Below are 25,621 nucleotides of genomic sequence, written 5' to 3'. Positions count from 1 at the left end.
AAAAATTTTATCAAAATGAAAGTCAAAACCAATCTGTATTACCTATTAATTGTCATAATGTCGGCTTCTATTTCTAAGGAAACCAGATGATAAGCCAAAGCGCACATAACCGTAATGATCCTGAAAATAGATATTGTAATTATCTTCGCCATAATAACCAACCGCAGCCATCAAAAACACATTATTCATAAAAGGAAAACTGTAATTGAAGTTGATTTCGGCATTTAACCGCTTCTGGATATTGGCAAAATTTTTGGATGGAATTTTATTTACGGCATAAGATAACTCAGTGTTTAAACGCCAGGTCTCTTTTTCGGTTTTAACTTTCTGCTTATTCCTTGCGTTTTTTTCGATTTCATCATACCTGCGCCAGGAGAAACCATACAGCACTCTTGTAAATCCAAATCCCTCATTAAGTGCAGGCTCATACCTGAAAAATTTATACCACTGCAAACCAAGCCGATGATTGAATGAATAATAACTTCCATCTGGGTTAACTGGTGTTAAATCACCAAAACGATAGGAAAGCGTTAAATAATTCGCATTAAAATTTCCTGTACGGGTATTAATTGTACCGTCAGGATTAAATGCGCTCTGATCCTGACCATTTGAATGGTGTGTAAAAGCAAGTTCGGCATATTTATAATGTTCGGGATCCGGATTTAACCTCGCATAAAGCGCTCCGCCTAAACGGTAACTCGGTGTTCGTACAGCAGCTGAGAATTCGGTCCGCACACGGACCGTAAAATCAGGAATAATCGCAAAGGCAATAGGCGATTTATAACTACCCAAAAGCATATAAGTGGTAGTAAGCCTACCGTTGATTACATATTTTGAAGGTGCACCCAATTCCCCGCCCGGTGCCGTATAAGCTAAATCAGCATTTTCTTTATACAGATGAATATATTCTTTATTGGCAAACTCTCTTTTTAAGGCTATTGAATCTTGAGCCAAAGATTGTAAACAGATGAGGCAGATGATAAGCACAAAAAAAGTTTTCGTCATACCAGATAAACGCTGATTATGAGGGAACGGTTTTGTATTTTAGATAAAATAAAGATTGCTAATTAAATGATATAGAAACTACAAAGGTTAAAGGTCACAGTTATTTGCCACCTCAACAGAGAATTACGTTAAATTTCAATAATTAAATATATTCAAAAGATTTCTCGGCTCCGTTTCTCTCCGCTCGAGATGACGATACTACTATGAACGTTACGCTAATCAACGAACCTGTGAACAAGTGACTAATGAACAAATGACCAATGAACTAACCTACCACTCTATCGTCGTTCCATTTTCAGTTGGGCGACCCGTACAGACCAGCACTCTACCTCTTTCAATTTCATCATCAGTAAGCACTTCGTTGTAATCCATCTTTACGCCACCTTTCGTACAATTGGCTACGCAGGTGCTGCATACGCCACCACGACAACTATAAGGAAGTTTAATTTTATTTTCTAGTGCTACATCTAAAATTCTTTTTGGCCAAGGAACTTCAAGATTATATGATTCCCCTTTAAAATTTAAAACAACCGAATACGTATTTTTATCGACTACTTTTTCAGAACTATCGTCTTCATCAACCTCATCTTCCGGCAGTACAAAAGTCTCCCTTTTAATCTGTTTAATATCGAAACCCATACCTAATAAGGTAATCCGGCATAGATCCATGTAGATAACCGGTCCACAACTGTAAAAAAGTGCTTTATCCCGTTCAAAATGCAGATGTTCTTTAATTAAATTCTCGATATAGAATTTATTCAGCCTGGCCGTCATTAAGTTTTTGCTGTTGCTAAAAATCCAGACAATTTTTAACCTATCAGGATATTGCTGTTGCCATTCGGTCAGTTCATCATAAAACAAAGTTTCCTCTTTTGATCTGTTACTATATATTAATGTGACCAACGATTTTTTCTCCCGCACCAATGCCGTTTTCATAATCGAAAACAATGGGGTAATGCCAACCCCTGCAGCAAAAAGAAAAACATCGCGTTCTAAATTTTCATCTGGCACATAACTGAACAGTCCCTGCGGCTCCTGAGCCAAAAGAATATCGTTTACAGAAGTTTTATGGTGTAAAAACCTCGAGATTTCCCCATTCTCCACACGTTTTACCGTAATTGCTAAAGGTTCATTAACATCAGGCGAACTGTTAAACGAATACGACCTTCTTACCTCTTTATGCTTTCCCTGAAAAACTAATGATAAAAACTGTCCCGCTAAATACGTAGGGTACTGATCCAAATCTTCAAATTGAAAAGTAATATTATCGCCGGGTTGATTGATGATTTTATTGATCCGCAGTTTGAACATAATGCAAAGAAAGGAAATTGGTTTATTAGTTCAATAGTTCATTGGTCATTTGTTAATTGGTAACTGCAAATTGCCAACTGTAAACTGTTCATTGGTTCATTAGCCATTGGTTAATTTGTTAGCATGATGTATAAAAATAACTTTGTGTCTTCGTGACTTTGTGGTAAAACAATATTTATCAGAAAACAAATCGGTGTAAGCCAATAATCTGCAAAATTATTTCCAAAAAAAACGTCCCGATTAAAAACCGGGACGCCTTACCAAATGCTTGTCTTTATCTTAATTATATTATTCGGCGTTGTAGGCCAATAATACGCGCGGTTTTGCGTAACCGTAACGTTTCGGATGTTCCATAATCTGTTTCATAGAAATCACCTTATAAACATAGCCACCGGTTTCGCGGTTAAGCCTCATTTTGTAGTAATTATCCTGATTTTGATTATTGATCTGCTTGCGTAAGCGTCCGTCGCCAACATTGTAAGCAGCAGCTACCAATGTCCAGCTTTCTAAACCTTTATACATTTCTTTAATGTATTTGCAGGCTGCAATGGTCGATTTGCGCAAATTATAGCGTTCATCAACATCCCCATTTACTCTTAATCCATAGGTACGGGCTGTGCCGGGCATAAACTGCCAGATTCCGGCTGCACCTTTTGGAGAAACCCCTTCTGCCATTCCAGATTCGACCAAAGCCAAATACTTAAAATCGTTCGGGATTCCGTAAGCAGCGAGAATGGGTTCAATTACAGGAAACCATTTTGCTGCTTTTGCATGCAGGCGGTTGGTTTGGGTATTTCCGTAAGTGTGTGCTGCAAGAATTTTTTTCATTTTGCGTTCTACCTTTTTATCGCCTAATGGCAGGGTTTCTTCCGCGAAATTCAACTGTGCCATTAAAGATTGAGGAGCTTCCTCTTTTTCTACTTTTAGGCTATCAGATTTGGGTATTGTAGTGTTTAATTTTTCTTCTTTTAAAAGACTTTTTTGTGCTAAGGGCATTTGGTAAGCGAACACTTTTGCCAAGATAAATAGTGTTGCCACTACCGCAAATGGTACGATGTGTTTCTTTAACATTTTCCTCCTTTTTTTGGTGAACTTATATAAAAACGCTGGCAAAGGTAAAAAATAATAAGCACATTATCAAATAGTTACAAGAATAAGCGCAGAAATCGACCTTTAAAGCGCTTTAAACGTGGATTTTAATTTTTGTTTTTCAGTCAATTTTCCCTATATTAGAGGCTATTTTTTTATCTAATTTTTCAGCTCTCAGAATTGTTATGTTCATCATTTTTTCATAAATTTGCAGCCCGCATTTTTAATGCGGTTAAAAGCGTATCATGATAAATAAAAACAACAGGAACAGTCGGGATGACAAGTCCAAATCAGACAGTCGGAGAACAGAAGGCAGAAGTAGTTCGGCCGGGTCTGACAGAAAAAGATCAGACAACAAAGACAGTAAATTCAAAAAATCATCCGATTCAAAAGAAGGCTTCAGACCTAGAAGCGCAGACAGTAAAGATTTCAAATCAAAATCTTTCGGAGACAAAAAAGATTTCAAACCAAGATCAGGCGGACGTGATTTCAAATCTAAAGATTCGGAACCACAGAGTTTCAAATTCGGCGATCGTGAATTTAAATCTAAAGATTCAGCAGGAGAGGACCGTGGTTTTAAACCAAGAGAAGGTAAATCGAGAGATTACAAACCAAGAACCGGCGACCGTGATTTCAAACCGAGAGAAGGCGGATCAAGAGACTACAAACCAAGAACAGGAGACAGGGATTTTAAACCAAGAGAAGGTGGTGCAAGAGATTATAAGCCAAGAACAGGAGAGCGTGATTTCAAATCTAAGGATGGAGATTCGAGAGATTTTAAACCGAGAACTGGCGACCGCGACTTTAAACCAAGAGAAGGTGGGTCGAGAGATTATAAACCAAGAACAGGTGAACGCGATTTCAAATCTAAGGACGAGGGATCGAGGGATTACAAACCAAGAGAGGGCGGATATAAAGATTACAAATCAAGAGGCAAATCAGACGATTTCAAGCCAAGTGCTGGAAGTTCAAGAGATGTAAAACCCAGAGAGCCAAGGGAAGGCGACACCCGCCCGTTTAGAAAACGCGAGGATGCACAGCCAAGAGATACAGAATTTAACCGCCCGGAGCGCACTGTTATTGCCCAAGGCCGCAAAACAAACGAAGATAAAGGCCTAATCCGTCTAAACAGATATATTTCAAATGCAGGCATCTGCTCTCGTCGTAAAGCCGATGAGTTAATTATTGCCGGCATTATTACCGTAAATGGTGAAGCTGTTACTGAACTCGGACATAAAGTAGACCCTGCAAAGGATTTGGTTCGTTACAACGGCGAATTATTAAAACGTGAGAAAAAGGTTTACGTTTTATTGAACAAACCAAAAGATTACATCACCACTACTGATGATCCACAGGAACGCCGTACGGTAATGCAGTTGGTTGATAAAGCCAGCCGCGAGCGCATTTATCCAGTTGGACGTTTAGACAGAAATACCACAGGTTTGTTGTTAATGACAAACGATGGTGATTTGGCTGATAAATTATCACACCCTAAAAACGGTATCACTAAAATTTACAATGTTGAACTGGATAAATCTTTATCACAAGGCGATTTGAACAAAATTGCTTTTGGTTTAGAATTAGAAGATGGTCTGATTAAACCAGATAACATTTCTTACGTTGCAGGTGGAACCAAAAAAGAAATCGGTATCCAGATCCACAGTGGTAAAAACAGGATTGTTCGCCGTATTTTTGAACACTTAGGTTATAATGTAGAAAAATTAGACCGCGTTGTTTATGGCAATTTAACCAAGAAAGACCTACCACGTGGCAGATGGCGCTATCTTGAAGAACATGAATTGATTCAGATTAAACATTTAATAAAATAATACATGAGGCAGCCAATTGGCTGCCTTTTTTTATACTGCTATTTTTTACCACAAAGCGCACAGAGAAAGCACAGCGTTCCAGAGTTTGATTTTCTCCATCGTCCTCGTTTTTAACGAGGATGCAGGAGAAAGACGATTGTATCGCCCAGCAATGAACATGCATTAAAAATGCATCTCTCATTCATCCTCGTTACAAACGAGGACGATAACTAAAAAACATCTTCCGTGTTTTCTGTGCCTCCGTGGCCAACTTTATTTATATTTGTTAAAATCAACATCATCGTTTCATGAAAAAACTCAGTTCATTGCTTATTCTTTCTATGCTATCGACCCTTAGTTTCGCTCAAAAAACCAACTATAATCTCATTGTCGGCACCTATACTGCACCAGGAAAAAGCGAAGGAATTTACACTTACGATTTTAATACTTTAACAGCTGTTACCAAGATAAAAAGCATTACAAAAAACACTGCTAATCCAAGTTACATAGCCGTTTCACCTGATAACAAATTTATTTATACCGTTAACGAAACCGGAGCTACCAGTACGGTAAGCGCATTTAAATATGATGCCAAAACAGGCGATTTAACTTTTTTAAACAAAGTTGACAGTCATGGTGCTGATCCCTGCTTTATTACCGTTGATGCCAAAAATGTAATTGTAGCCAATTATAGTGGTGGTAGCTTAGCGGTATTTTCACGAAAAGCTGACGGGGCTTTAACAGAGGCTTTGCAGATCATCAAACATACCGGAAAAAGCATTGATCCGAAAGGAAGACAAGAAAGCGCTCATGTACACATGACAAAATTTACACCAGATCATAAATACTTAATTGTTAACGATCTGGGCGAAGATCAAACTTATATTTACAATTATAATCCAACCGCGAAAGAAAAAATATTAACGGTAAAGTCGGTTATAAAAACCAATGCAGGTACTGGCCCGAGGCACATTACTTTTAGTCCGAATGGAAAATTTGCCTATTTAGCGCACGAATTTAACGGCAACATAACTGTTTTTGCTTATGCAGATGGAAGTTTGACCAAAATCCAGGAGATCAGCACCACGCCGAAAGATTTTACAGGAAAAATTGATGGCGCAGATATCCATGTTTCGGCTGATGGAAAATTCTTATACGAAACCAACCGTGGCGATGCCAATAGCATTTCTGCATTCTCTATTTTATCTACCGGAAAATTGAAATTTATTGAAACGGTAAGTACCCTGGGAAAAGGGCCAAGAAACTTTACGATTGATCCGACCGGAAAATTCTTATTGATCGGACATCAGTATACGAATAACATTGTTATTTTTAACCGAAACAAAACAACCGGTAAATTAACCGATAGCGGCAAAAGGATCGATGTTGGTGCTCCGGTTTGTTTAGTATTTAATTAATCACCCAAAATTTAGCCAATGGAAAACTTCGATTGGACGAAATTCACTATCAGAATCGCCATTAAAGCAAAAGTTGAGGACATCTACAACGCCTGGACAAAAGCAATTGAAATTGAAAAATGGTTTTTAAGCGATGCGTCCTTTACTGACGAGAATAAAGTACTGCTCAGTAAAACGCAGAACGCACTTAAAGGCGATCGGTATAAATGGATCTGGTACCTTTATGAGCATATCGAAAATGGAACGGTAACCGAAGCAAATGGCAAGGATTATTTTCAGTTTACTTTTGCCGGAGCTTGTTTGGTTGAGATCAAGCTGCATGAAGAATTTGAATATACCGTTGTAGAATTGACCCAAAAGAATATCCCTGAAGATGATCATTCAAAACGGAACATCCGCCTGGGTTGTCATAATGGTTGGAGTTTTTACCTGGTTAATTTTAAATCCGTTTATGAAGGCGGTTTGGATTTGAGAAATAAAGATAACCGCTTTAAACCCATGTTGAATAATTGAGGTGATGGATTCAACAATTAAGGAAAAAGAAATTAAGGAATCAGGATTTTCCGTGCTTGATAATGTATTTACAGATCAGGAAATTCAAGATATCCAGGCGGCTATTAACGGAGCAGATACCAAAAAAGAAACATTTAAGAAATCAGACGATCTTTTTGCAATACGCCAATTTTTAAAAGAAGTTCCAGGAACTATTGAGCTAATTTTCAATAAAAAACTAAAAGCCATCATACGAGAGATTTTTGGCAAAGATTATTTTCTTGTTAAATCAATCTACTTCGACAAACCCGAAACTTCGAATTGGTTTGTTTCTTATCATCAGGATTTGACTATTTCTGTTAACCAGAAAGTAGAAATTCCAGGATTTGGCCCTTACACTAAGAAACATGATCAGTTCGCTGTACAGCCACCGCTAAATATCCTTGAAAGTAATTTTACCATCCGCATTCACCTTGATGATACCAATGAAGAGAATGGTGCGCTAGAAGTAATTCCGAATTCGCACAGTAAAGGCATCTACAGGCCCGAAACGATCGACTGGAATATCGAAAAAGAAGTTAGCTGCAATGTAGCGCGGGGTGGCCTTATGGTTATGAAACCGTTGCTCCTGCATAGCTCGAGCAGAACAACAAACAATCAAAAAAGAAGGGTAATTCATCTTGAATTTAGCAATCAGACGCTGCCCAAAGAATTACAATGGTCGGAATACCTTGATTTTGATCGCACGTCATCATGAGAATTCAGTTTTAGAAAAAACAAGGGGCTTGGGATGACAGGTTAAGATAAATCGTCATTTCGACCGCAGTGGAGAAATCTTTTAAATTAACTGGCTTCAAAGATCTCTCCATTCCGTTACACTCCAGTCGAGATGACGACCGTTCTACCTAAACCTTTCAATGGTAGTTTAGCTCAGTATCTTTATAGCACCAAACGATATAGAAAACTAATATTATCGGCTATTAAGGAATAAAAAAAAGCTCCAATTGTCATTGGAGCCATTTAAATATTATAAATATCGCTTATTATGCCGGTTCTGCAACTCTGGCTACATTGCGGTATGGGAATTCATTAAAGATATGTCTGCGGGCGAAACGACCTGGCGAATCGGCGTTAACCAATTTCACATAGATTGCTTTTGGAACATCGAAATATTCGTAAGCACTTCCATCAAAAAACTGGATATTTAAAACCTGTTGTTTGTATTCAAAATCCTGAATATTCGATAATGTTGTAGTTTGCGTGTACGTTTCGATATTCTGTTCGCGTGTTTCTGGCGCAATACTTACCAGGAAATGGTAAGCTTCGATAATTTCTTTACTTCTGGCTTCTGCATCTAATTTCTCTTCTTCCTGCTGAAATTTATCAGGGTGACAATCTTTCATCAATGTACGGTACACAGATTTAAGCTCTTTTAATTCAGCATTTTTATCTACACTCAAAAGCTTTCTGTAATCAACTATTTTCTTCATTTGGGATAACCTATTTTTAATTTTGTCGAAATGATTTAGGAATATTTATCCTCCAAACCGTTTCAGGCTGCAAAGATACGATTTATAATCATTTGATTTAGAGAAAGTTTACTTTTCTTAAATATTACTAATATGGATCATCAGCCAGGGAATTCCCAATACAATACTTAAGTTTTTTAACCACAGATAAATACGGATTTATCATCTGTAAACATCCTTTTTATCTGTGGTTAAATATAAAGTGAGCCTTATTGTTAATATTTAGCTTGCAAAGAGTTTTCGATTACTTCCTTATAATAGCTAACATAAATCGGCAGGATCTTTTTCAGATCAAAATCCTGTGCCCTTTTAAACGCATTTTCTTTAAAACGGTTAAGCGTTTCATCATCTTTTAAAATTTCAATGGCATGGGCCGCCATCGATTCTACATCACCAACATTGCTCATGTAACCACAAAAGCCATCAATATTAAGTTCGGGTAAACCGCCGGCATTGGTGGTAATTGCGGGCACTTTACAAGCCATAGCCTCTAATGCTGCCAAACCAAAACTTTCAGATTCTGACGGCATTAAGAAAAGATCTGAAACCGACAGGATTTCTTCTACGGCATCTTGCTTACCTAAAAACCTTACATTTTCACAAATATTCAACGATCTGCAAAGCTGCTCATTATAGGCGCGTTCTGGCCCATCCCCTACCATTAATAGTTTTGATGGAATAACTGCTTGTACTTTTTCGAAAATCCTGATCACATCAGCTGTACGTTTCACTTTTCTGAAATTACTGGTATGGATTAAAATGCGTTCATCATTTGGTGCAATCGCTTTTTTAAAGTGTCCTTTTGCCTGTAAACTGAATCGCGAAAAATCTATAAAATTTGGGATGACCTTAATTTCTTTAGTAATCTCAAAATGATTATAGGTATCTTCTTTCAAATCTTCCGACACTGTAGTTACCCCATCGCTTTGATTAATAGAAAAAGTAACCACAGGTTTATAGGTTGGATCTTTACCCACTAAAGTAATATCGGTACCATGTAAAGTGGTTACTACCGGAATATGAAGGCCATAACTCGCTAAAATCTGCTTCGCCATAAAAGCTGCAGATGCATGTGGAATGGCATAATGAACGTGTAACACATCCAATTGTTCAAACCGAACAACATCTACCAGTTTACTGGCCAGCGCCGATTCGTATGGGGCGTAATCAAAAAGTGGATAATCCCTTACTGATACCTCGTGATAAAACAGATTGGAAGAAAAGAAATCGAGCCTCGCGGGCTGACTATAAGTAATAAAGTGAACCTGGTGTCCCTCGTTAGCAAGTGCTTTACCAAGTTCTGTTGCAACTACTCCACTACCGCCAAAAGTGGGGTAGCAAACAATTCCTATCTTCATCGTAAATGTATTGTTGTTACCGCAAATGTAGCCGATTTTAATCTATAATGCGTGTCGGTTTATTGCAATAATGTAATAAGATGCGATTATTAATTTTCCTTCACAATGCGATACATCAGATAGGTATCACATCAGGGCCAAAACCAGAAACAATTATATAAAAATGAGTAGACGGAAAATGAAATAAAGTTATTTAAGGTTGCGCATTTCTTCTTTTATAACAAGGAATAGTTCATTTGGCCTTTGGGTACCAATAAAATATTCCAGGCCATCTCTATCGGTTAAAACCACTGCATCCTTACCCGATGAATAAAAGCGGATTGTACCTTTTGTGTGCAGGTTGTAAACCGGATTATTGAAAAAATAACGGCTATAAGTTGCCTTACGCACATCAACAATGCTATTTAGATCGATCTTAACACGCTTGGTTGTCCAAAGGCCATCCAGGATCATGCTACCATTATCCACCACAATTTTGTACTGAATAAGGAAAAGCAAAAGCATAGAAACCCCAATAATCCCGAAGCCTACGACGAGGAACAAATCTTGCGTATTGTCGCGATCGCGCTCGTAAACGTAAGCGGCAAAACAGAAAGCAGCCATAATTAGCCTGATGAAAATGCGCACATAATCGCGGCCGATGTATTGTTTTTCGATATAGGCGTATTTGCTTTCCACTTATTTAATTTTGAGTTCGAATATAGCAACTTTTTTTGTTGCTGTAGTTAATTTATATCGGTTGTCTTGCCGCATACCTGCAATCCAAACAATTTCACCGTTCCCGTTAACCAGAATTGGGGTGACGCTTTTCAGATGTAGGGGAACTTTCTCGTCGATAAAATAATCACTTACCTTTTTAAGATTACGCATGCCCAGTGGAATAAATTTATCTCCATTTTGCCAATTCCTTAGTACCAAAGGAAAAATTAATTTATCGGCATTAACAAATGCTTTATTCGAATTAATTTCGAATTCTACCATATCGGTAAACGTCAGCGAAATTTCATCATTGGCAAAAGCAATGTTTTCTGTTGTTGGATGGATAAATTGATTAGCAGTGACCGATATATTTTTTTCAACAATAACCAGATCATTTCTATTGATAATGGCTTGATGGGTAGCGCTAAAAAAGTGTGTACCACTTAATGCCTTTAAACTATCTAAAATTTCCTGCACTACATTTTCGCCGAAATTAAAAGGCTTAAGCAACTCGTAAAGCAGTAGCTTTTGCGGGTTTAATTTATAAATCTCATCCAAAGGAATATAAATGCCATCATTCCTTTTATTTAGAATTTTATTTGCAATTTTCTGGACCTGGATATTTAAAAAAGTCTCCAGCTCAGCAAAGCGTGCAATATTTTCAGCAAATGTTTTTTCGAGATTAGGGTTGATTTCCTGCAAATGCGGTACTACCTGTAATCTGATTTTATTCCTGGTGTATTTTATACTTGCGTTCGAGCTATCTTCTACAAAATCTAAATTATTAACCTTTACCAACTCATCAATCTGCCGCCGGTTTAAAAAGAGCAAGGGCCTGATCAGTAAATCCCGTTTAGGTAAAATACCGTGCAATCCACTTATACCGGTACCGCGGGTAAGATTAATGAGTACCGTTTCGACCGCATCGTTCTGATGTTGTGCCAGGGCAATGTAATCGTAGCCTTTTTTACTTCTAATTTCTTCAAACCAGTTATAGCGGAGATCGCGTGCGGCCATCTGGGTAGAAATTTTATTTTCGGCCGCATATTTTTTGGTATCAAAATGCGTTACATAAAAAGGTAACTCCAAATTTTTGGCCAATAGTGCAACAAAACTTTCGTCGCGTTGTGCTTCATCAGCCCGTAAATTGAAATTACAATGTGCCACACCAACATCAATGCCTATTGCTTTAAACAAATGCAACATTAATACCGAATCTTCTCCTCCGCTTACGGCCAAAAGAATCTTGTTAGCCCGAACAAACAGCTGCTGCTGTTCAATAAAATCCTGAAATTGTTTAACGGGTAACATCCACCAAAAATATTTAATTTTAACTGGTATTCCGAACGTTCGGAACAAAAAACTAACTTTGTAGTGTGCAAAAACTATTTGTCTTTTTACTCTTTCTAATCAGTCCAGTATTTTTATTCGGCCAGCAACCTGCTTCGAAGATTAAAATCGTTTCGTTTTCCAAGATAACAGGAGATGTTAAAAATAAGGTAAGCTATTTACGGAATCCGGTTTTCCAACAAGACAATGCGACCCTAACTTGCGATAGCGCTATTTTTTATAGCGAAAGAAATTATTTTGAGGCTTATCGAAGTGTTCATATCCATCAAGAAAATACAGATATCTATTCCGATCAGCTCGAATACGATGGAAATAAAAAGCAGGCACATTTAACAGGAAATGTGGTGATGAGAGACCCAACCTCAACTTTAACCACTAATATTTTAGATTACAACACACTCACCAAAATAGGAACTTATACCAGTGGAGGCAAAATTGTAAATAAAGATGTAACCCTTACCAGTAAAAACGGTTATTATTTTAGCGGAAGAAACGTAGCTTATTTTAAATATGATGTGGTGGTAGTAACGCCTCAATCAACCATCAAATCTGATACCATGAGCTACAATACCCAGGATAAATGGACCTATTTTTATGGGCCAACCAATATCAAGGGCAAGGATGACAACCTGTATACAGAGAATGGCCAATACAATACCGCAACGGAAGATGCCTTTTTTGGAAAGAAAAATCTTTATACACAAGGTACGCGTTCTTTAAAAGGCGATAGCTTATATTACTATGGTAAGCAGGGGGTTGGCAAGGCGGTTAAAAACATTGTTTTTTCTGACACGAAAGATAAGATGAAAATGTTCGGCGATTTGGGCTATTACTATAAACTGGATCAAAGGACATTGGTTACCCGAAATGCTTACCTGGGAATTGGCACCGAAGATTCGGTCATGGTGAAGAATAAAAAAAGACCAGACAGTTTATGGATGGGCGCCGATACCTTAGAAACGCAGATGGTACTGCAAAAAACCTTGAAGCTAGTCCCTAAAATTTCGATTAAAGCCGACAATCAGGTTGGCGAGGATGATGAAGATACCGGAGAAAAGAAAGGAAAAGGGGAGCCAAAATATAAACCTGAAGCTGAATCTATCCAAAAAGAAGACAGAAATAAGCGTAAAAATGGCAAGGCTGATAAAAAGAAAAAGAACAAAGGCGATGCCGATACGGAAGACCTGCTTAACCTGAAGGATAAAAGCGTCGATAGTTTAAAATCGAAAGTAGACTCACTTAGCAAAGGAATGCCCAAGCTTAATCCCGATAGTTTACATAAAAATAATCTTTTAAAGAACAAGGCCGATTCCATTATCAAAAACCTGCCTAAACTTAAAACTGATAGTATGAAAAAGCTGGCTGATAAAGCCAATGCGATTACAAAAAATGTATCGAAAAGCACAATCGATAGTTTGCAAAAAAAGATTACCAACGGGGCTTCACCAATTGTAAAGAAAATTTCAAAAACAAAAATCGATAGCCAGCAAAAGAAGCTAACAAAATACGGCGCTAAAGATAGCTTAACAAAAGTTCTGGGGAATTTAAAAGCCGGAGCATTAACTGACACGACCAAATTTAACCCAGCAGACACTGTTCAAACGCGTATTATCAAGGCTTACCACGGCGTTAAAATTTTTAAAACGAATATACAGGCCAAAACCGATAGTCTGTTCTACACCAGTGCCGATTCTACCTTACGTTGCTACAGCAACCCTATCCTCTGGTCGGAAGGCTCTCAGCAAGTTGGCGACACGATATTTGTACAGTTCAAGAATAAAAAACTGAATAACTTACAGGCATTCAGGAACGCATTTTTAGTAAATACACCAAAAGATTCTTTAAGGTTTAATCAAATAAAAGGAAGATTAATGACGGGTTTCTTTACGAATGGAAAATTTAAGACCCTTTATGTAGATGGTAATGCCGAAAGTATTTATTATACCCAGGATGACAGCACCAAGGTGTATAAAGAAATGAACCAAACCCTAAGCAGCAGGATAAAGTTCCTTTTTAAGGATAATGAAAATGCCATTGAAGAAATTGTTTATATCAAGGGGATAGAAGGGGCGCTGAATCCCGAAAATACGATTGCAAAAGATCATGTTTTGAAAGGATTTTCATGGAAACCGACTGAACGTCCGAAATCAAAAAAAGATGCCATAGGCTCTTCGGGTAAAACTAAGCCTAAAGCAAAGGCAAAAGCAATTGCAGGTAAAACTGTGGCTGGTGCTAAAACCACAACTCCGGCAAATAAATCATCAGCACCAGCGGTTAAACCGAAAAATACATTGGGAAAAGACAGCTTAAATGTAGATAAGAAATTACCTCAAACTAAACAGGCAGACGCAACCAATTCTGGCATTAAACCCATCCTACCGAAAAAGGACTCAGTACAAGTGAAAAAAGATTCTGCTCAAGTGAAAAAGGCAGTTGGTAAAATGTAAATAAGTGTGATCGTCATTTCGACTGAAGCGCAGCGGAATGGAGAAATCTTTTGATGAAAAGTTCAAAGATTTCTCCACTACGGTCGAAATGACGACCCATCATAATTTAATAGTCTGGGAAAGTCTATAGTTTTATCTCTTCAAAAAATCCAACATCTTTTTTAGTGCAATAGCCCTGTGACTGATTTTATTCTTTTCTGCCATATCCATTTCAGCAAAAGTAATATCGTAACCATCCGGCTGAAAAATGGGATCATAACCAAAACCCTTCGAACCTGATAATCCTGTTCTGATTGTACCTTCTATTGTACCTTCAAAAATGTGATTTTCACCACCCTGCATTAAAGAAATCACGGTTTTAAACCTTGCTTTTCTATTAGGGTTCCCCTCAAGCTTAGTTAAAACCAGTTGAATGTTTTCCAGGCTATCACGACTTCCTGAATATCGGGCAGAATAAACGCCCGGTTCGTTGTTTAAAGCATCTACCTCTAAGCCACTATCGTCGGCAAAACAGTCTAAATTAAAATGTTCAGCCACATAACTGCTTTTTAAAGTTGCATTGCCTTCAAAAGTATCAGCAGTTTCAGGAATATCAACCAAACAACCAATATCTTCTAAATTCAATACTTCATATTTACCTTCAAGTGCAGCGCGAATTTCTTCAGTTTTATGTTGGTTGTTAGTGGCGAATACAAGTTTTTTCATTTTAGGGAAGGGTAAAAGGCTTAAGGTGTAGGGTTTAAGGTTTTTGGAGCCGAATTAAAATGCCATATCCCGGCACTTGATACTTGATTCTCAATACTTGATACGCTTGCGAAATCGCTATTTAATTTTCTGCAGATGCCCCCAAAGTATTTTTTTAGCGGTTAAATCACTATCGAGATGATGGAGGTTAGGCGCAAAAATAATTCTGGTGGTTTCGTGAACGATGATTTCATTCTGCCAGGTAAGGTTCAGTCGCAAGTCTGCAAATGCTACTCCGAAAGATAACATGATGGCAGGTTTAAAAAACCGGCGTAATTCTACGAAATCCGTTCCTTTATAATTAGAATAATTTAGGATGGCAAAATCGGGGGTACCTAAATCTACAGCTTTAACAATTTTCCGCAACAGTTCTCTGCCTTGTTCGGTACTTACGTCATGCTCACTATCATTAACTAAAATGAGTACTGATTTTTTATTTCCACCCAAAAATTTAAACGTTTTTTCAGGTGCTGGTTCGGCCACAATATGCGGAATTTCAGGCGCTTGTGGATAAACTTTAGGAGAATTTGTAGGATTAATCCCAGGAATTTGCGTTATTTCTGGTTTTAAAACAGGTTCTTTTACTTCATTAACGGAAGCATTTTCGACAGCCGAAACTGCCTCTGGATTACGCAAAGGCAGAATTTCTACGCTTTCATCCTTTACCAAAAAAACCTCTTCGGTAAAAAATAAACGTAAAGCATTCGCATTGTTGGTAACCTGGTTTTCCATTCGTATTTTTGTTGGATAATAATTTCTGTTAAAATTAGTTAAATATCTTATAATAGCGTCGCTAATTGTTACTTTTATCCCTTAAAATTTATAGAGTGCTCTGCGTGAGGAAAGCTTATTGCCTATTTATTTTCAGCTTTATTTATAGCTTTTCGTTTGCACAAAACGTGGCTGTGATAAACGGTAAATCAATAAGTGCTAAAGAATTTATGTGGGCATACAAAAAAAGCCATAACGGAAACATTAGTGCTGCGTATGATACTTTACAGGCTTATTTAAACTTGTATATAAATTTTAAGCTTAAGGTTTTAGATGCCCGTGAAATGGGATTGGATAAAAACGCTGGTTACCAGGAAGAAATTAAAACTTATGAGGATGCATTGACCACACATAAAAAAGCTGGGGTGAGTAGCAAAGATCATGATTTCCTGTTGAACGAATACCGCGAAGGTGTTTTAATGTTCAATGTTTCTGAACAAAAAATATGGAACAAGGCACAGGAAGACGAGCAGGCGATAAATGAATTTTACACAAAAAACCAACAAAATTACAATAAACCTTTAAACGAAGTTAGAGGAGAGGTAATTGCCGATTACCAACTAAGTTTAGAAGAAAAATGGCTTAAAGGCCTAAAACAAAAATATCAGATCAAAATTAACGAAAACGAGTTGAAGAAGCTTGCCAAGTTATAACCAACCTGATTTTTTTGACCATAAGTATTAAATTTGCAAAATATAATAAATAGAATGAAGAAAGTTTTTTTAGTAGCAACCGCTTTAATTTGCCTGTTTTTAAACAGTTTCGCTCAAAAGCATACTGTAGATAAAGTTGCTGCTGTTGTAGGAAATAATATTATCCTGCTATCAGATTTAAACCAACAATACACACAATATCTTTATCAGGGCAACCAGCCTAACAGTGAGATTAAATGTAAAATTTTACAACAAACCTTAACCCAAAAGCTGCTCAAACAACAGGCTGAAATCGATTCGGTAATGGTTGAAGATGGTGCGGTTGATGATGAGGTTAACAAACGTATGCGTTACAGTATGCAGCGTGCAGGCGGCCAGGAGCGTTTAGAGCAATTCTTAAACAAATCTGTTTTGCAGTACAAAGATGAAATCAGACCATCAGTAAAAGATGAATTGATTGCACAAAAAATGCAACAAAAAATTACCGAAAACATTAATGTTACGCCAATGGAGGTAGAAAAGTATTTCAAAGCTTTGGGTGATAGCGTTCCGGAATTTAATACCGAGGTTGAAGTTGGTGAAGTGATTTTAAATCCACAGTTAACCAGAGCAGAAAAACAGAAATTCCGCGATAAAATTGAAGCGCTTCGTTTAAGGGTTAAGAGTGGCGAGGATATGGGTGTTTTAGCAAAAACTTATTCTGAAGATCCAGGTTCTGCTGCCGATGGTGGTGATTACGGTTTTATCGACAGGAACACCATGGTTAAAGAATTTACGGCCTGGGCATTTAAGTTAAAAGCCGGAGAAATTTCGCCAGTATTCGAAACAGATTATGGTTTTCACTTTTTACAGGTTTTAGAGCGTAGAGGTGAGCAGGTACACGTTAGACATATTTTGATTTCGCCTAAAACTACCCCAGAAAGTTTAACTCGTTTAAAATTACATGCAGATAGCATTTACAATAACATTATTGGTAAAAAAATAAGTTTCGCTGCTGCGGCAAATCTTTATTCAGACAATAAAGAGAGCAAGTACAATGGTGGTATGATGCTTAATGCAGAAAATGTTCAGGCAAGAAGTACCTTTATTCCTGTTGACAAATTAGATCCTTCTGTGTTTCTGGTAATCGATAGTATGAAAATCGGTGGTATTTCTAAACCAGATTTATTTACTGCAGCTGATGGAAAACAAGGATACCGCATTTTATATTTAAAATCTAAAATTCCACCGCACAAAGCAAACTTAGCTCAGGATTTTCCAAAAATCAGAGATGCTGCACAGAGTGATAAAATTAATCGTACTTTAAGCGAATGGTTTCAAAAACGTCGCGAAAATACTTACATTAAAATCGACGACGAATTTAATACCTGTGATGAATTAAAAATCTGGACTAAAACCACAGCCGCAAAATAATACCAATGCAGTATAAGAACGAAGTAGAAGCTGTTGATGCACTTCATCAATCTTTCAACAACATTAAAGCCGAAATAGGCAAAGTAGTAGTTGGACAAGATGACATCATAAAATCTGTTTTAATCGCCATTTTTAGTAACGGACACTGTTTGTTGGTTGGCGTACCTGGATTGGCTAAAACTTTACTTGTACAAACAGTTGCATCTGTTTTAGACCTCGATTTTAACCGGATCCAGTTTACACCCGATTTAATGCCCAGCGATATTATTGGCGCAGAGATTTTAGGAGAAGACAGGCATTTTAAATTTATAAAAGGGCCTGTTTTTTCTAATATTATCCTCGCTGATGAGATTAACCGTACACCGCCAAAAACCCAGGCGGCTTTGTTAGAAGCCATGCAGGAAAAATCGGTTACCGCAGCTGGCCAGACCCATACTTTACCAAAACCATTCTTTGTTTTGGCCACACAAAACCCAATTGAACAGGAAGGAACTTATCCCCTACCCGAAGCTCAATTAGATCGGTTCATGTTCAACATTCAATTGAACTATCCTGCCTTTGCAGATGAATTGAACATCGTAAAAAACACCACAAGCAATAAAACCACTCAACTGCAGAAAATTATCCACGCAGATGATATCCAATATTTTCAGAAACTGATCCGCGATATTCCTATAACCGATAACGTATTGGAATATGCAGTTAAACTGGCTGCTAAAACCCGTCCAAACAGTGAGTTTGCTACCGATGCCGTTAATAAATACATTAGCTGGGGTGCAGGCCCGCGTGCTTCGCAATTTTTAGTGCTGGGCGCAAAATGCCATGCCGCTGTAACCGGAAAATATTCTCCTGATATTGAAGATGTAAAAGCTGTAGCGGAGCCTATATTACGTCACCGTATTGTGCGTAACTACCGCGCAGAAGCTGAAGGTTTATCAATCGAGAAAATCATTAAAGATTTATTGTAGTAGCATTAAGCTAGTCGGGATTTGTAATCCCGTCTGATGAGCCAGAATTTTTAACTTCTATTAGTGAATTACAAATCCACAATACAGCAGGTCGAGATTGCAAATCTCGACCAACATAAAATCCTATTTCAAAATATTAGAAAATTAATGCAAGAGTTGACAACTTTCTTGCCTCTTTGCTATTAAAGTTGTCAACTCTACAAGCTATATTCGTGTAAATATTCAGAGAAACGAATGAGTGGCAATCGTGAAATACATTTAGATTTTTTACACTTTTTTAAATCTAAGGAATGTAGCTTTATCCAACTTTAAAAAGACTTAAGGGGTTTTATATTCGAAATCCATTCAGAAAGCAATGAATTGTTTTTTGGGGGACAGGAAAGTTAATCAAGCATATTCACATTGAAAAAGTATCTGACTATAGAAATAAAAAAGTAAAAGCATTGATAAAAGCATCAGGAAAAACCATTTCAAAAATAAGCAATGGATACCAATAACTTACCGGTGCTATAGCCGCACTAATGGATGAATATAAAAAGGCGGTTGATGAAGTGATTACAGTAATTGAACCAATCAGCCAACAGCAACTACTAAAAACCATTGAGCCAGAAAGTTCAAATACAGATTGTATTTCCATCCAAACTATTTTGACACATGTAACCGCATCGATGTTCAGTTATGCGGTATATATCGAAAATTCTATTGGAGTGAAAACAGTCAGACCGGAACGATTGCAATTTGATCAGGTGGCACCCTATATTTCAAGGCTCCGGGAAGCGTTTAAATATAACCAGGACTTTTTCAACAGAAATCCAGACATCACGATGGAAGAGTTCGATCAATCAAAAAAGATCAACACGAGGTGGGGGCAACAATACGATGTAGAACAGATGCTCGAACATGCCATTGTTCATATTTTAAGGCATAGGAGACAGATTAAAAATGCGTTGGTCAATATGAAAAGCTGATCGATTGAAAAAAATAATTTGCAATTCACTGAAAATAAATATCTTTGCAACATCATTTACAGAAATGCTACGTCAACTACATATCCAACGATTAAGCTTTAGCCCGTCTTGTGGCATAAAGGGCTTGGGTATTGACTTAAATTTCCTTCCCAACCCTTAACGCGGTTTTAAGTTTTAACAAACAAAACCCAAATTTAAAAATCAATTATTACGTATTTGCTAAGCATTTAACCGCTTATCAAAATTAATTATATCCGTTATGGACATTTATACCACTGTAGAAGAAAAATATCTACAGGCCATTGAAGAATTGCACTGGGGCGAACTAGCCAAGGCACTTCAGTATTTTAACGAAATTATTGTTTTCGACCCTGATTATGCAAGAGCATATTTTCAATTGGGCGATATTTATCAAAACCACTTTAAAGATTACAAAACCGCGGGTTATTATTATAAACGCTGCATTGAGCTAGATTCCGATTTTCCAGAAGTATATAAACCCTATCTGGAACTTGTTATTACGCTCAAAATGCACAAACTGGTGAAACAGGTTGCAGAGAAGGCTTTACTTGTTCCTGGTGTTTGCGAAGCACATATATACGAATGTTTGGGCTTACATGCTGAGCAACAGCAAAATTTTGAAGAAGCGGCAAACCATTTCAAAAAAGCCGAACTGTTTAATGCCGTTCAGGATGAACAAAGCACTTTAAAGGAGCATCAAAACCGTATTAAAAGCAAAATGAATAGCACAAAAGCAATGATTTATGATTTACAAGGATAAAAGGCAGTGCCTTTTATCCCTTTCTAATACGCTGGATGACCTTAAAATACTATTCGCCAAATTGCTCTTATTATTTTAATTTTGTTACTATCTTTACCACACAATTACAAAGCATAAATTTTTAAATCAAAAATATTCGATATGTCAGCTCACGATTCACACGCACCGGCTCAGCAAACAAAAGGCATTTGGGCTTTACCATTGGCTGCATGGATTCTGGTTTTATTACTGTGTGTCTATTTCACCAGACCAATCTTTAACCACGAAGAAGCATCTGCTCATCATGAAAAAACTGAAGCAGCGCACGAAAAACCAGAAGCACACCATTAGGGCCTTCTTTTCAGAAAGCATAAAAAAAGCGTTCCGATTCAAATCTGAACGCTTTTTTTATACTTCTTTATTTTTTGATTTGCCCCATGATGTTTGGGAAATCGGTAATGATGCCATCTACCCCCAAACTCATAAAATAATTTACTTCCTTCACCGTATTAACCGTCCAGGGGATAATTTTAATACCCATTTCATGGCAGCGGTCTACCAAACCCTTACCAACCAGAACCGAGTAAGGGCTGTAAATAGTAGGCTTAAAACCTAATTTCTCAATATAATCTTCAAAGGGTTCTTTTTCATCAATCAATAATGAAGTTTGTATTTTTGGATATTTTTCGTGCAGGTACTGCAGCGTGCGCATATCAAACGATTCAATAATAACTCTTTTCGCAATTTTTTTCGAATTAATGACATCCATAATCAACTCCACAAATTCTGCAGGCTCAGGATGAAATTCATTGTCGCCGTTTTTAATCGTTTTCGTTTCGATACTATAAACCGGTTTGGCTAGTTTGTGTTCCTTAACGTAAGCCTCAACTGCATCTATGGTTTCAGAGAGTAGCGGTTTGTAAGCTTTAAACTTCATCTGCCCGGGAAAGCGACTATGGACTTTACTCCCTACATCAAATTTTTTAACCTCCTCATAATCCATTTTATAGATGTTATAATTCTTCTGATCTTTTAAAGTAATCGGTTTACCGTTTGGCTGCAAAGAAATCTCGTTATTGAAATAAGGCTCTTGCGAAAGTACAACCTGTTTATCTTTCGAAATCACTGCATCCATTTCTAAGGTGGTAACGCCTAAATCGATAGCTTTTAACATTCCTTCGATGGTATTTTCGGGCATAATGCCACGTGCACCGGCTTTACCCTGTACATCGAATTTCTTCCTTTGGGCAGAAACATGAAAGACAAATAAAATGAGAACAGATAATAGAAGTAATTTTTTGTGCATGAATTTTAAACGTAAAATAAGCTATTTTATTAGTGAGTTGACAACTTTAATAACGAATAGGAACGGAAGTTGTCAACTCTCAAAAATAGGGTATAATATTAAGCTAAATCTGATCCCAACTACAGGTAATGGCAAAACTTAAAATAAAAAAAGGGCTTCTTTTTATGGATAGCCCTTCTTTAATTCACATTTGTTTTTATCTTTCTGCTGGCACAAAAGCCTGTACAATTAAGTTCCAGCTGGCATCGGCGGCCTTTTCATATACGAAAACGTAATTAAAACTTTCACGTAAATCGGCCTTGTAATCAATCGTAGCCACACCATAAGTATAGGCCAAATCACTACCGATTGCCTTATCTACCCCTGTTGTTTTCAAATTGATTTTGCTAACCATTCCATTATAAAAAGAAATAATTTTTCCTTTTCCATCAATGGCTTCGTTACCCGGAAAAAGTAAACGTGCATCGTTAGTTAAAAAGCCCCCAAATGCTGCAATGCCATGTGTTTTTAACAAGGTATTTAGTGTTTTTTCGGTAGTTAAGATAATATCTTTACCAGCCTTAATTTCTTTTTCATTTAAGAACTTTGGAGCAACATGATCTTTAGGTTCAGTAAACTGTGGGCTAGATTTAGCTAAAGGTTTATTGCTTTCCGTTCCTAAATCAATAGCTAGTTTCCACCTGCCGTTTTCCGGTTTCCAGATCGATAGATATTGACCGTATTTTTTCTCAGAAGTTCCAACTTCATATGGCCCTGTGGTAAAACCTAAATCGCCACTGCGTGATACCTTTGCAAGGTTTGGCGTCCATGTTACATCCTTTTCAGCATCTGCTTTGCCAGCATAAAAAGTTTTAGCATTAACTGGGTTTGGCCTAAACACTAAAGTGCTTGTTGTCGAATAGTCTGTAAAAGCTTCTTTATCTCCATTTTTGGCAATTGACTTAGCAAAATCCTTTTCAGCATTTACTAAAGATTTGGTTGTTCCGTCGCTTTTTTGGGCAAAAGCACCCAGGGCGAAAAGCGAAGCTATTGCAGTTGAAAATAATTGTTTCATTATTAATTAAGATAATATTGTTTGGCGAATATAGAATTTTCTTTAATGTATGGACTTAAAAGTAATTAACAATTACACATTAAGGACAGTTATTTTTCTCTATAAATAGTTTCTAAAACAGTTTGCCCGGTGGCTTTCAACGTATTTTTATCAATGTTGGGTAAGTTATCCAATTGCGTATGCCAATTGATATAAAAGCCACTATTATCATTGTAATGGATAATATCGATAGATGGAATGCCTGCTTTGTTCGCCCAAAGATGATCATCAACTAATTTCCCACTCGGAATTTTCGTAAAGTAAGAAGCATAACCAATTTCATTACCAATGTCCCAAACCTTGTTCACTACATTTGGAGCAGCCTGACGGGAGATTTCATCCTGCGTAAACTGTGCGTTACCGCCACCAACCATGTCGAGATTAATGCCGTACAAAGCTTTATATCCTGCCTTAATTGCTTTTTTAGCCCAGTACTGAGAGCCTAAACACCATGTAGTTTCATCTGGTGTCTCATCATTGGCTTTGCCATAATCTTCTAAATCCCACAATATAAAATCAACTCCAACATTTGGCTGTTTCTGTTGAATCTGACGTGCCATTTCTAAAATCACCGCCACCCCACTCGCACCATCATTTGCCGCATCAAAAGGTTTTGCATGATTTGCAGGGTCGGTATCCTGATCAGAAAATGGACGGGCATCCCAGTGTGCAGTAATTAAAACCCTCTTTTTTTGATCTGGATTAAAAACGGCAACGATATTTTTCAGCAGAAAGCTTTTCCCATCATAAGTTTGCGTTTGCTCACCCTGGATACTTACTTCTGCACCGAACGACCTTAATTTTGCCACCAAATAATCTGCACATTTTTGATGAGCCGTGGTACCTGGAATCCTTGGACCAAAATCCACCTGAGCTTTGGTATAAGCATAAGCACTATCGGCATTAAAATCAGGAGAAACTAAACCTGTTGCCTTTTCTACATTTTCATCAACATTTCGGTTTGTTTTGTTCTGACAAGCATAAAATGCAATTAATGCGAATAAAGGCAGTATTAAAAGTTTTTTATTCATTGTTTAATCTAACGGAAAATTGTTCAAAGTAGTGTAATTATCTCTCATCCCCCTGGGGGAAGAATTAATTGCTTAGAAATAGTCCATTCCCCCTTTGAAGGGGGTAGGGGGATGACTATGCGAAAACTTGTTTCTTTAACAAGGTCTCTGATGATCTTTTTCCCATTCTGCTATGAAATGCTGAATGGTCATATTCACATTCTCAATATCGTTCATTACCTCATCATCATTAAATCTCAGGACATGAAAGCCCAATGCGTTCAGGTTAAGTTCACGAGCTTTATCTTTTTCAAATTGTCCTTCTCGTTCATGACTAAGTCCATCAACCTCAATGACCAACTTTAAATCCTTTGAGAAAAAATCTGCAATATAATTCCCGATTGGTCGCTGTCTTAAGAAGGAATATCCCAACATTTTCTTATTCCTCAACAATTCACACCAAATTCTTATCTCTGCCTTGGTACTATCATTTCGATGGTCTCTGGCAAAGGTTTTTAATTTAGAGTTGTAGTGGTTGTTATGCATGATATCGTAACCTTTCTTAGAATTGAAAAGTAGAAAAATGAAATATAGAAAACAATTTGCTGTTATTATTCATCTTTAAATTAAATATGATTTTCTTCATCCCCCTGCCCCCTTCAAAGGGGGACAAATTCTTGGTGAGCCTGAAAACTTATGAGATTTGTTTTCAGCCCTAGTATAATAAAGTGTGATCTAAGAAAGCATGTAATCCACAATCGCCTCGCAATGGATTTTGGTAGTATCAAATACCGGAATCTCAAAGTCATCCTGATTGATCAGCATAGGGATTTCGGTACATCCCAGAATTATCCCCTCAGCTCCTTCCTTGATCAGATCATTAATTATCTGGATATATTGTGCCCTTGTTTCTTCCAATATTACACCTCTACCTAATTCTTCTTTAAGGGTAAACTGTATATAATCGCGGGTTTCTTTCTTAGAAGGCACCAAAACATTTAACCCATGGTCTTCGAGCTTTTTAATATAAAAGTCCTTTTCCATAGTAAATACGGTCCCTAAGAGTCCTATATTTTTAATTCCAGTAACACTTATGGCTCTAGCGGTTTCGGTACCGATATGGATAATAGGCAGAGCTATTTTTTCTTGTAACTGATCTGCAAAAAGATGTGCCGTATTGGCGCAGAGTACAATTGCTTCTGCCCCACTTCGTTTTAAACTTTCGCAAGCATTGAGTAAAAGATCAAACGATCCTTCCCATGTTTTATCCTGAACATCGCCAAAATTAAGGGAGTAAATTAAACATTCAGCGAAATTTAACCCACCCAAACGCTCATTTACACCCTCATTTATAAAACGATAATAATCTATAGTAGATACCCAACTGATACCACCTACTAAACCAATTTTTCTCATTGCTAAAATCGAC

25 protein-coding genes are annotated in these 25,621 nt (G+C 37.3%); 11 read left to right on the top strand and 14 right to left on the bottom strand.

Features of this window, described 5'->3' with window-relative positions:
- Positions 1–45 precede the first annotated feature (45 nt).
- From KYH19_RS23765 to KYH19_RS23755, 3 genes are all read right to left on the bottom strand, one after another.
- Positions 46–1,005, bottom strand: coding sequence for a hypothetical protein (locus KYH19_RS23765; protein WP_219077022.1), 960 nt, complete (start codon positions 1,003–1,005; stop codon positions 46–48).
- 270 nt (positions 1,006–1,275) lie between these two features.
- Positions 1,276–2,316 carry a ferredoxin--NADP reductase gene (locus tag KYH19_RS23760; protein ID WP_219077021.1) on the bottom strand — a complete coding sequence of 347 codons (1,041 nt, stop codon included), beginning with the start codon at positions 2,314–2,316 and terminating at the stop codon, positions 1,276–1,278.
- 288 nt (positions 2,317–2,604) lie between these two features.
- Positions 2,605–3,387, bottom strand: coding sequence for a lytic transglycosylase domain-containing protein (locus KYH19_RS23755; protein ID WP_219077020.1), 783 nt, complete (start codon positions 3,385–3,387; stop codon positions 2,605–2,607).
- A 263-nt stretch (positions 3,388–3,650) separates the two neighbouring features.
- Here KYH19_RS23755 and KYH19_RS23750 point away from each other — a divergent pair, with 263 nt between their 5' ends.
- The 4 genes from KYH19_RS23750 (at position 3,651) to KYH19_RS23735 (ending at position 7,880) form a co-directional block, all read left to right on the top strand.
- Positions 3,651–5,234 (top strand): pseudouridine synthase, encoded by a 1,584-nt coding sequence (locus tag KYH19_RS23750; RefSeq protein WP_219077019.1) that lies wholly within the window; start codon positions 3,651–3,653, stop codon positions 5,232–5,234.
- Positions 5,235–5,521: 287 nt separating this feature from the next.
- The gene (locus KYH19_RS23745; RefSeq protein ID WP_219077018.1) at positions 5,522–6,631 is read left to right on the top strand and encodes a lactonase family protein; all 1,110 of its coding nucleotides are present in this window, start codon (positions 5,522–5,524) and stop codon (positions 6,629–6,631) included.
- Positions 6,632–6,649: 18 nt separating this feature from the next.
- Positions 6,650–7,144, top strand: a complete 495-nt coding sequence (locus KYH19_RS23740) for an SRPBCC domain-containing protein (RefSeq protein ID WP_219077017.1) — start codon at positions 6,650–6,652, stop codon at positions 7,142–7,144.
- 4 nt (positions 7,145–7,148) lie between these two features.
- On the top strand, positions 7,149–7,880 hold the full coding sequence (locus KYH19_RS23735) for a phytanoyl-CoA dioxygenase family protein (protein WP_219077016.1): 732 nt from the start codon (positions 7,149–7,151) through the stop codon (positions 7,878–7,880).
- A 286-nt stretch (positions 7,881–8,166) separates the two neighbouring features.
- Here KYH19_RS23735 and KYH19_RS23730 read toward each other — a convergent pair whose 3' ends face one another.
- From KYH19_RS23730 to tilS, 4 genes are all read right to left on the bottom strand, one after another.
- Positions 8,167–8,613, bottom strand: coding sequence for a KTSC domain-containing protein (locus tag KYH19_RS23730; protein ID WP_029279950.1), 447 nt, complete (start codon positions 8,611–8,613; stop codon positions 8,167–8,169).
- Between the two features lie 254 nt (positions 8,614–8,867).
- Complete coding sequence (bshA, locus tag KYH19_RS23725) at positions 8,868–10,010, bottom strand: N-acetyl-alpha-D-glucosaminyl L-malate synthase BshA (RefSeq protein WP_219077015.1); 1,143 nt, start codon at positions 10,008–10,010, stop codon at positions 8,868–8,870.
- A 189-nt stretch (positions 10,011–10,199) separates the two neighbouring features.
- Entirely contained in the window at positions 10,200–10,688 is a 489-nt protein-coding gene (locus tag KYH19_RS23720; protein ID WP_029282618.1) for a hypothetical protein, read from the bottom strand.
- Positions 10,689–12,020: a tRNA lysidine(34) synthetase TilS gene (tilS, locus tag KYH19_RS23715; protein ID WP_219077014.1), complete on the bottom strand. Its 1,332-nt coding sequence runs from the start codon at positions 12,018–12,020 to the stop codon at positions 10,689–10,691.
- A 65-nt stretch (positions 12,021–12,085) separates the two neighbouring features.
- On the opposite strand from tilS, the gene KYH19_RS23710 reads away from it, so the two are divergent.
- Positions 12,086–14,506 (top strand): OstA-like protein, encoded by a 2,421-nt coding sequence (locus KYH19_RS23710; protein ID WP_219077013.1) that lies wholly within the window; start codon positions 12,086–12,088, stop codon positions 14,504–14,506.
- Between the two features lie 132 nt (positions 14,507–14,638).
- Here KYH19_RS23710 and KYH19_RS23705 read toward each other — a convergent pair whose 3' ends face one another.
- Positions 14,639–15,211, bottom strand: a complete 573-nt coding sequence (locus tag KYH19_RS23705; protein ID WP_219077012.1) for a non-canonical purine NTP diphosphatase — start codon at positions 15,209–15,211, stop codon at positions 14,639–14,641.
- 117 nt (positions 15,212–15,328) lie between these two features.
- Positions 15,329–15,982, bottom strand: coding sequence for a hypothetical protein (locus KYH19_RS23700; protein ID WP_132398396.1), 654 nt, complete (start codon positions 15,980–15,982; stop codon positions 15,329–15,331).
- A 167-nt stretch (positions 15,983–16,149) separates the two neighbouring features.
- Here KYH19_RS23700 and KYH19_RS23695 point away from each other — a divergent pair, with 167 nt between their 5' ends.
- The 6 genes from KYH19_RS23695 to KYH19_RS23670 all read left to right on the top strand — a co-directional run bounded on the left by KYH19_RS23695 (position 16,150) and on the right by KYH19_RS23670 (position 21,134).
- Positions 16,150–16,674 (top strand): hypothetical protein, encoded by a 525-nt coding sequence (locus KYH19_RS23695; RefSeq protein WP_255562514.1) that lies wholly within the window; start codon positions 16,150–16,152, stop codon positions 16,672–16,674.
- A gap of 54 nt (positions 16,675–16,728) precedes the next feature.
- Positions 16,729–18,087 (top strand): peptidylprolyl isomerase, encoded by a 1,359-nt coding sequence (locus KYH19_RS23690; protein WP_132398394.1) that lies wholly within the window; start codon positions 16,729–16,731, stop codon positions 18,085–18,087.
- 5 nt (positions 18,088–18,092) lie between these two features.
- On the top strand, positions 18,093–19,055 hold the full coding sequence (locus tag KYH19_RS23685; RefSeq protein WP_132398392.1) for a MoxR family ATPase: 963 nt from the start codon (positions 18,093–18,095) through the stop codon (positions 19,053–19,055).
- 521 nt (positions 19,056–19,576) lie between these two features.
- Positions 19,577–20,023: a DinB family protein gene (locus KYH19_RS23680; RefSeq protein WP_219077011.1), complete on the top strand. Its 447-nt coding sequence runs from the start codon at positions 19,577–19,579 to the stop codon at positions 20,021–20,023.
- 259 nt (positions 20,024–20,282) lie between these two features.
- On the top strand, positions 20,283–20,804 hold the full coding sequence (locus KYH19_RS23675) for a hypothetical protein (protein WP_219077010.1): 522 nt from the start codon (positions 20,283–20,285) through the stop codon (positions 20,802–20,804).
- Between the two features lie 141 nt (positions 20,805–20,945).
- Entirely contained in the window at positions 20,946–21,134 is a 189-nt protein-coding gene (locus KYH19_RS23670) for a hypothetical protein (protein WP_090502258.1), read from the top strand.
- A gap of 67 nt (positions 21,135–21,201) precedes the next feature.
- Here KYH19_RS23670 and KYH19_RS23665 read toward each other — a convergent pair whose 3' ends face one another.
- The 5 genes from KYH19_RS23665 to KYH19_RS23645 form a co-directional block, all read right to left on the bottom strand.
- Entirely contained in the window at positions 21,202–22,089 is an 888-nt protein-coding gene (locus tag KYH19_RS23665; RefSeq protein ID WP_219077009.1) for a glycerophosphodiester phosphodiesterase family protein, read from the bottom strand.
- A 196-nt stretch (positions 22,090–22,285) separates the two neighbouring features.
- A complete protein-coding gene (locus tag KYH19_RS23660; RefSeq protein WP_219077008.1) occupies positions 22,286–23,143 on the bottom strand; it encodes a nuclear transport factor 2 family protein in 858 nt (285 codons plus the stop codon).
- 89 nt (positions 23,144–23,232) lie between these two features.
- The gene (locus tag KYH19_RS23655; protein ID WP_219077007.1) at positions 23,233–24,213 is read right to left on the bottom strand and encodes a M28 family peptidase; all 981 of its coding nucleotides are present in this window, start codon (positions 24,211–24,213) and stop codon (positions 23,233–23,235) included.
- Between the two features lie 135 nt (positions 24,214–24,348).
- A complete protein-coding gene (locus KYH19_RS23650) occupies positions 24,349–24,738 on the bottom strand; it encodes an endonuclease domain-containing protein (RefSeq protein ID WP_219077006.1) in 390 nt (129 codons plus the stop codon).
- A gap of 189 nt (positions 24,739–24,927) precedes the next feature.
- On the bottom strand, positions 24,928–25,608 hold the full coding sequence (locus KYH19_RS23645) for an aspartate/glutamate racemase family protein (RefSeq protein WP_219077005.1): 681 nt from the start codon (positions 25,606–25,608) through the stop codon (positions 24,928–24,930).
- Between the last annotated feature and the right edge of the window lie 13 nt (positions 25,609–25,621).

Origin of the sequence: Pedobacter sp. D749 (assembly GCF_019317285.1) — a bacterium.
In the GTDB taxonomy this organism is placed as follows: Bacteria; Bacteroidota; Bacteroidia; order Sphingobacteriales; family Sphingobacteriaceae; genus Pedobacter.
Note: the sequence above shows the minus strand (reverse complement) of the source record. Positions and strands in the feature narration are given on the sequence as shown.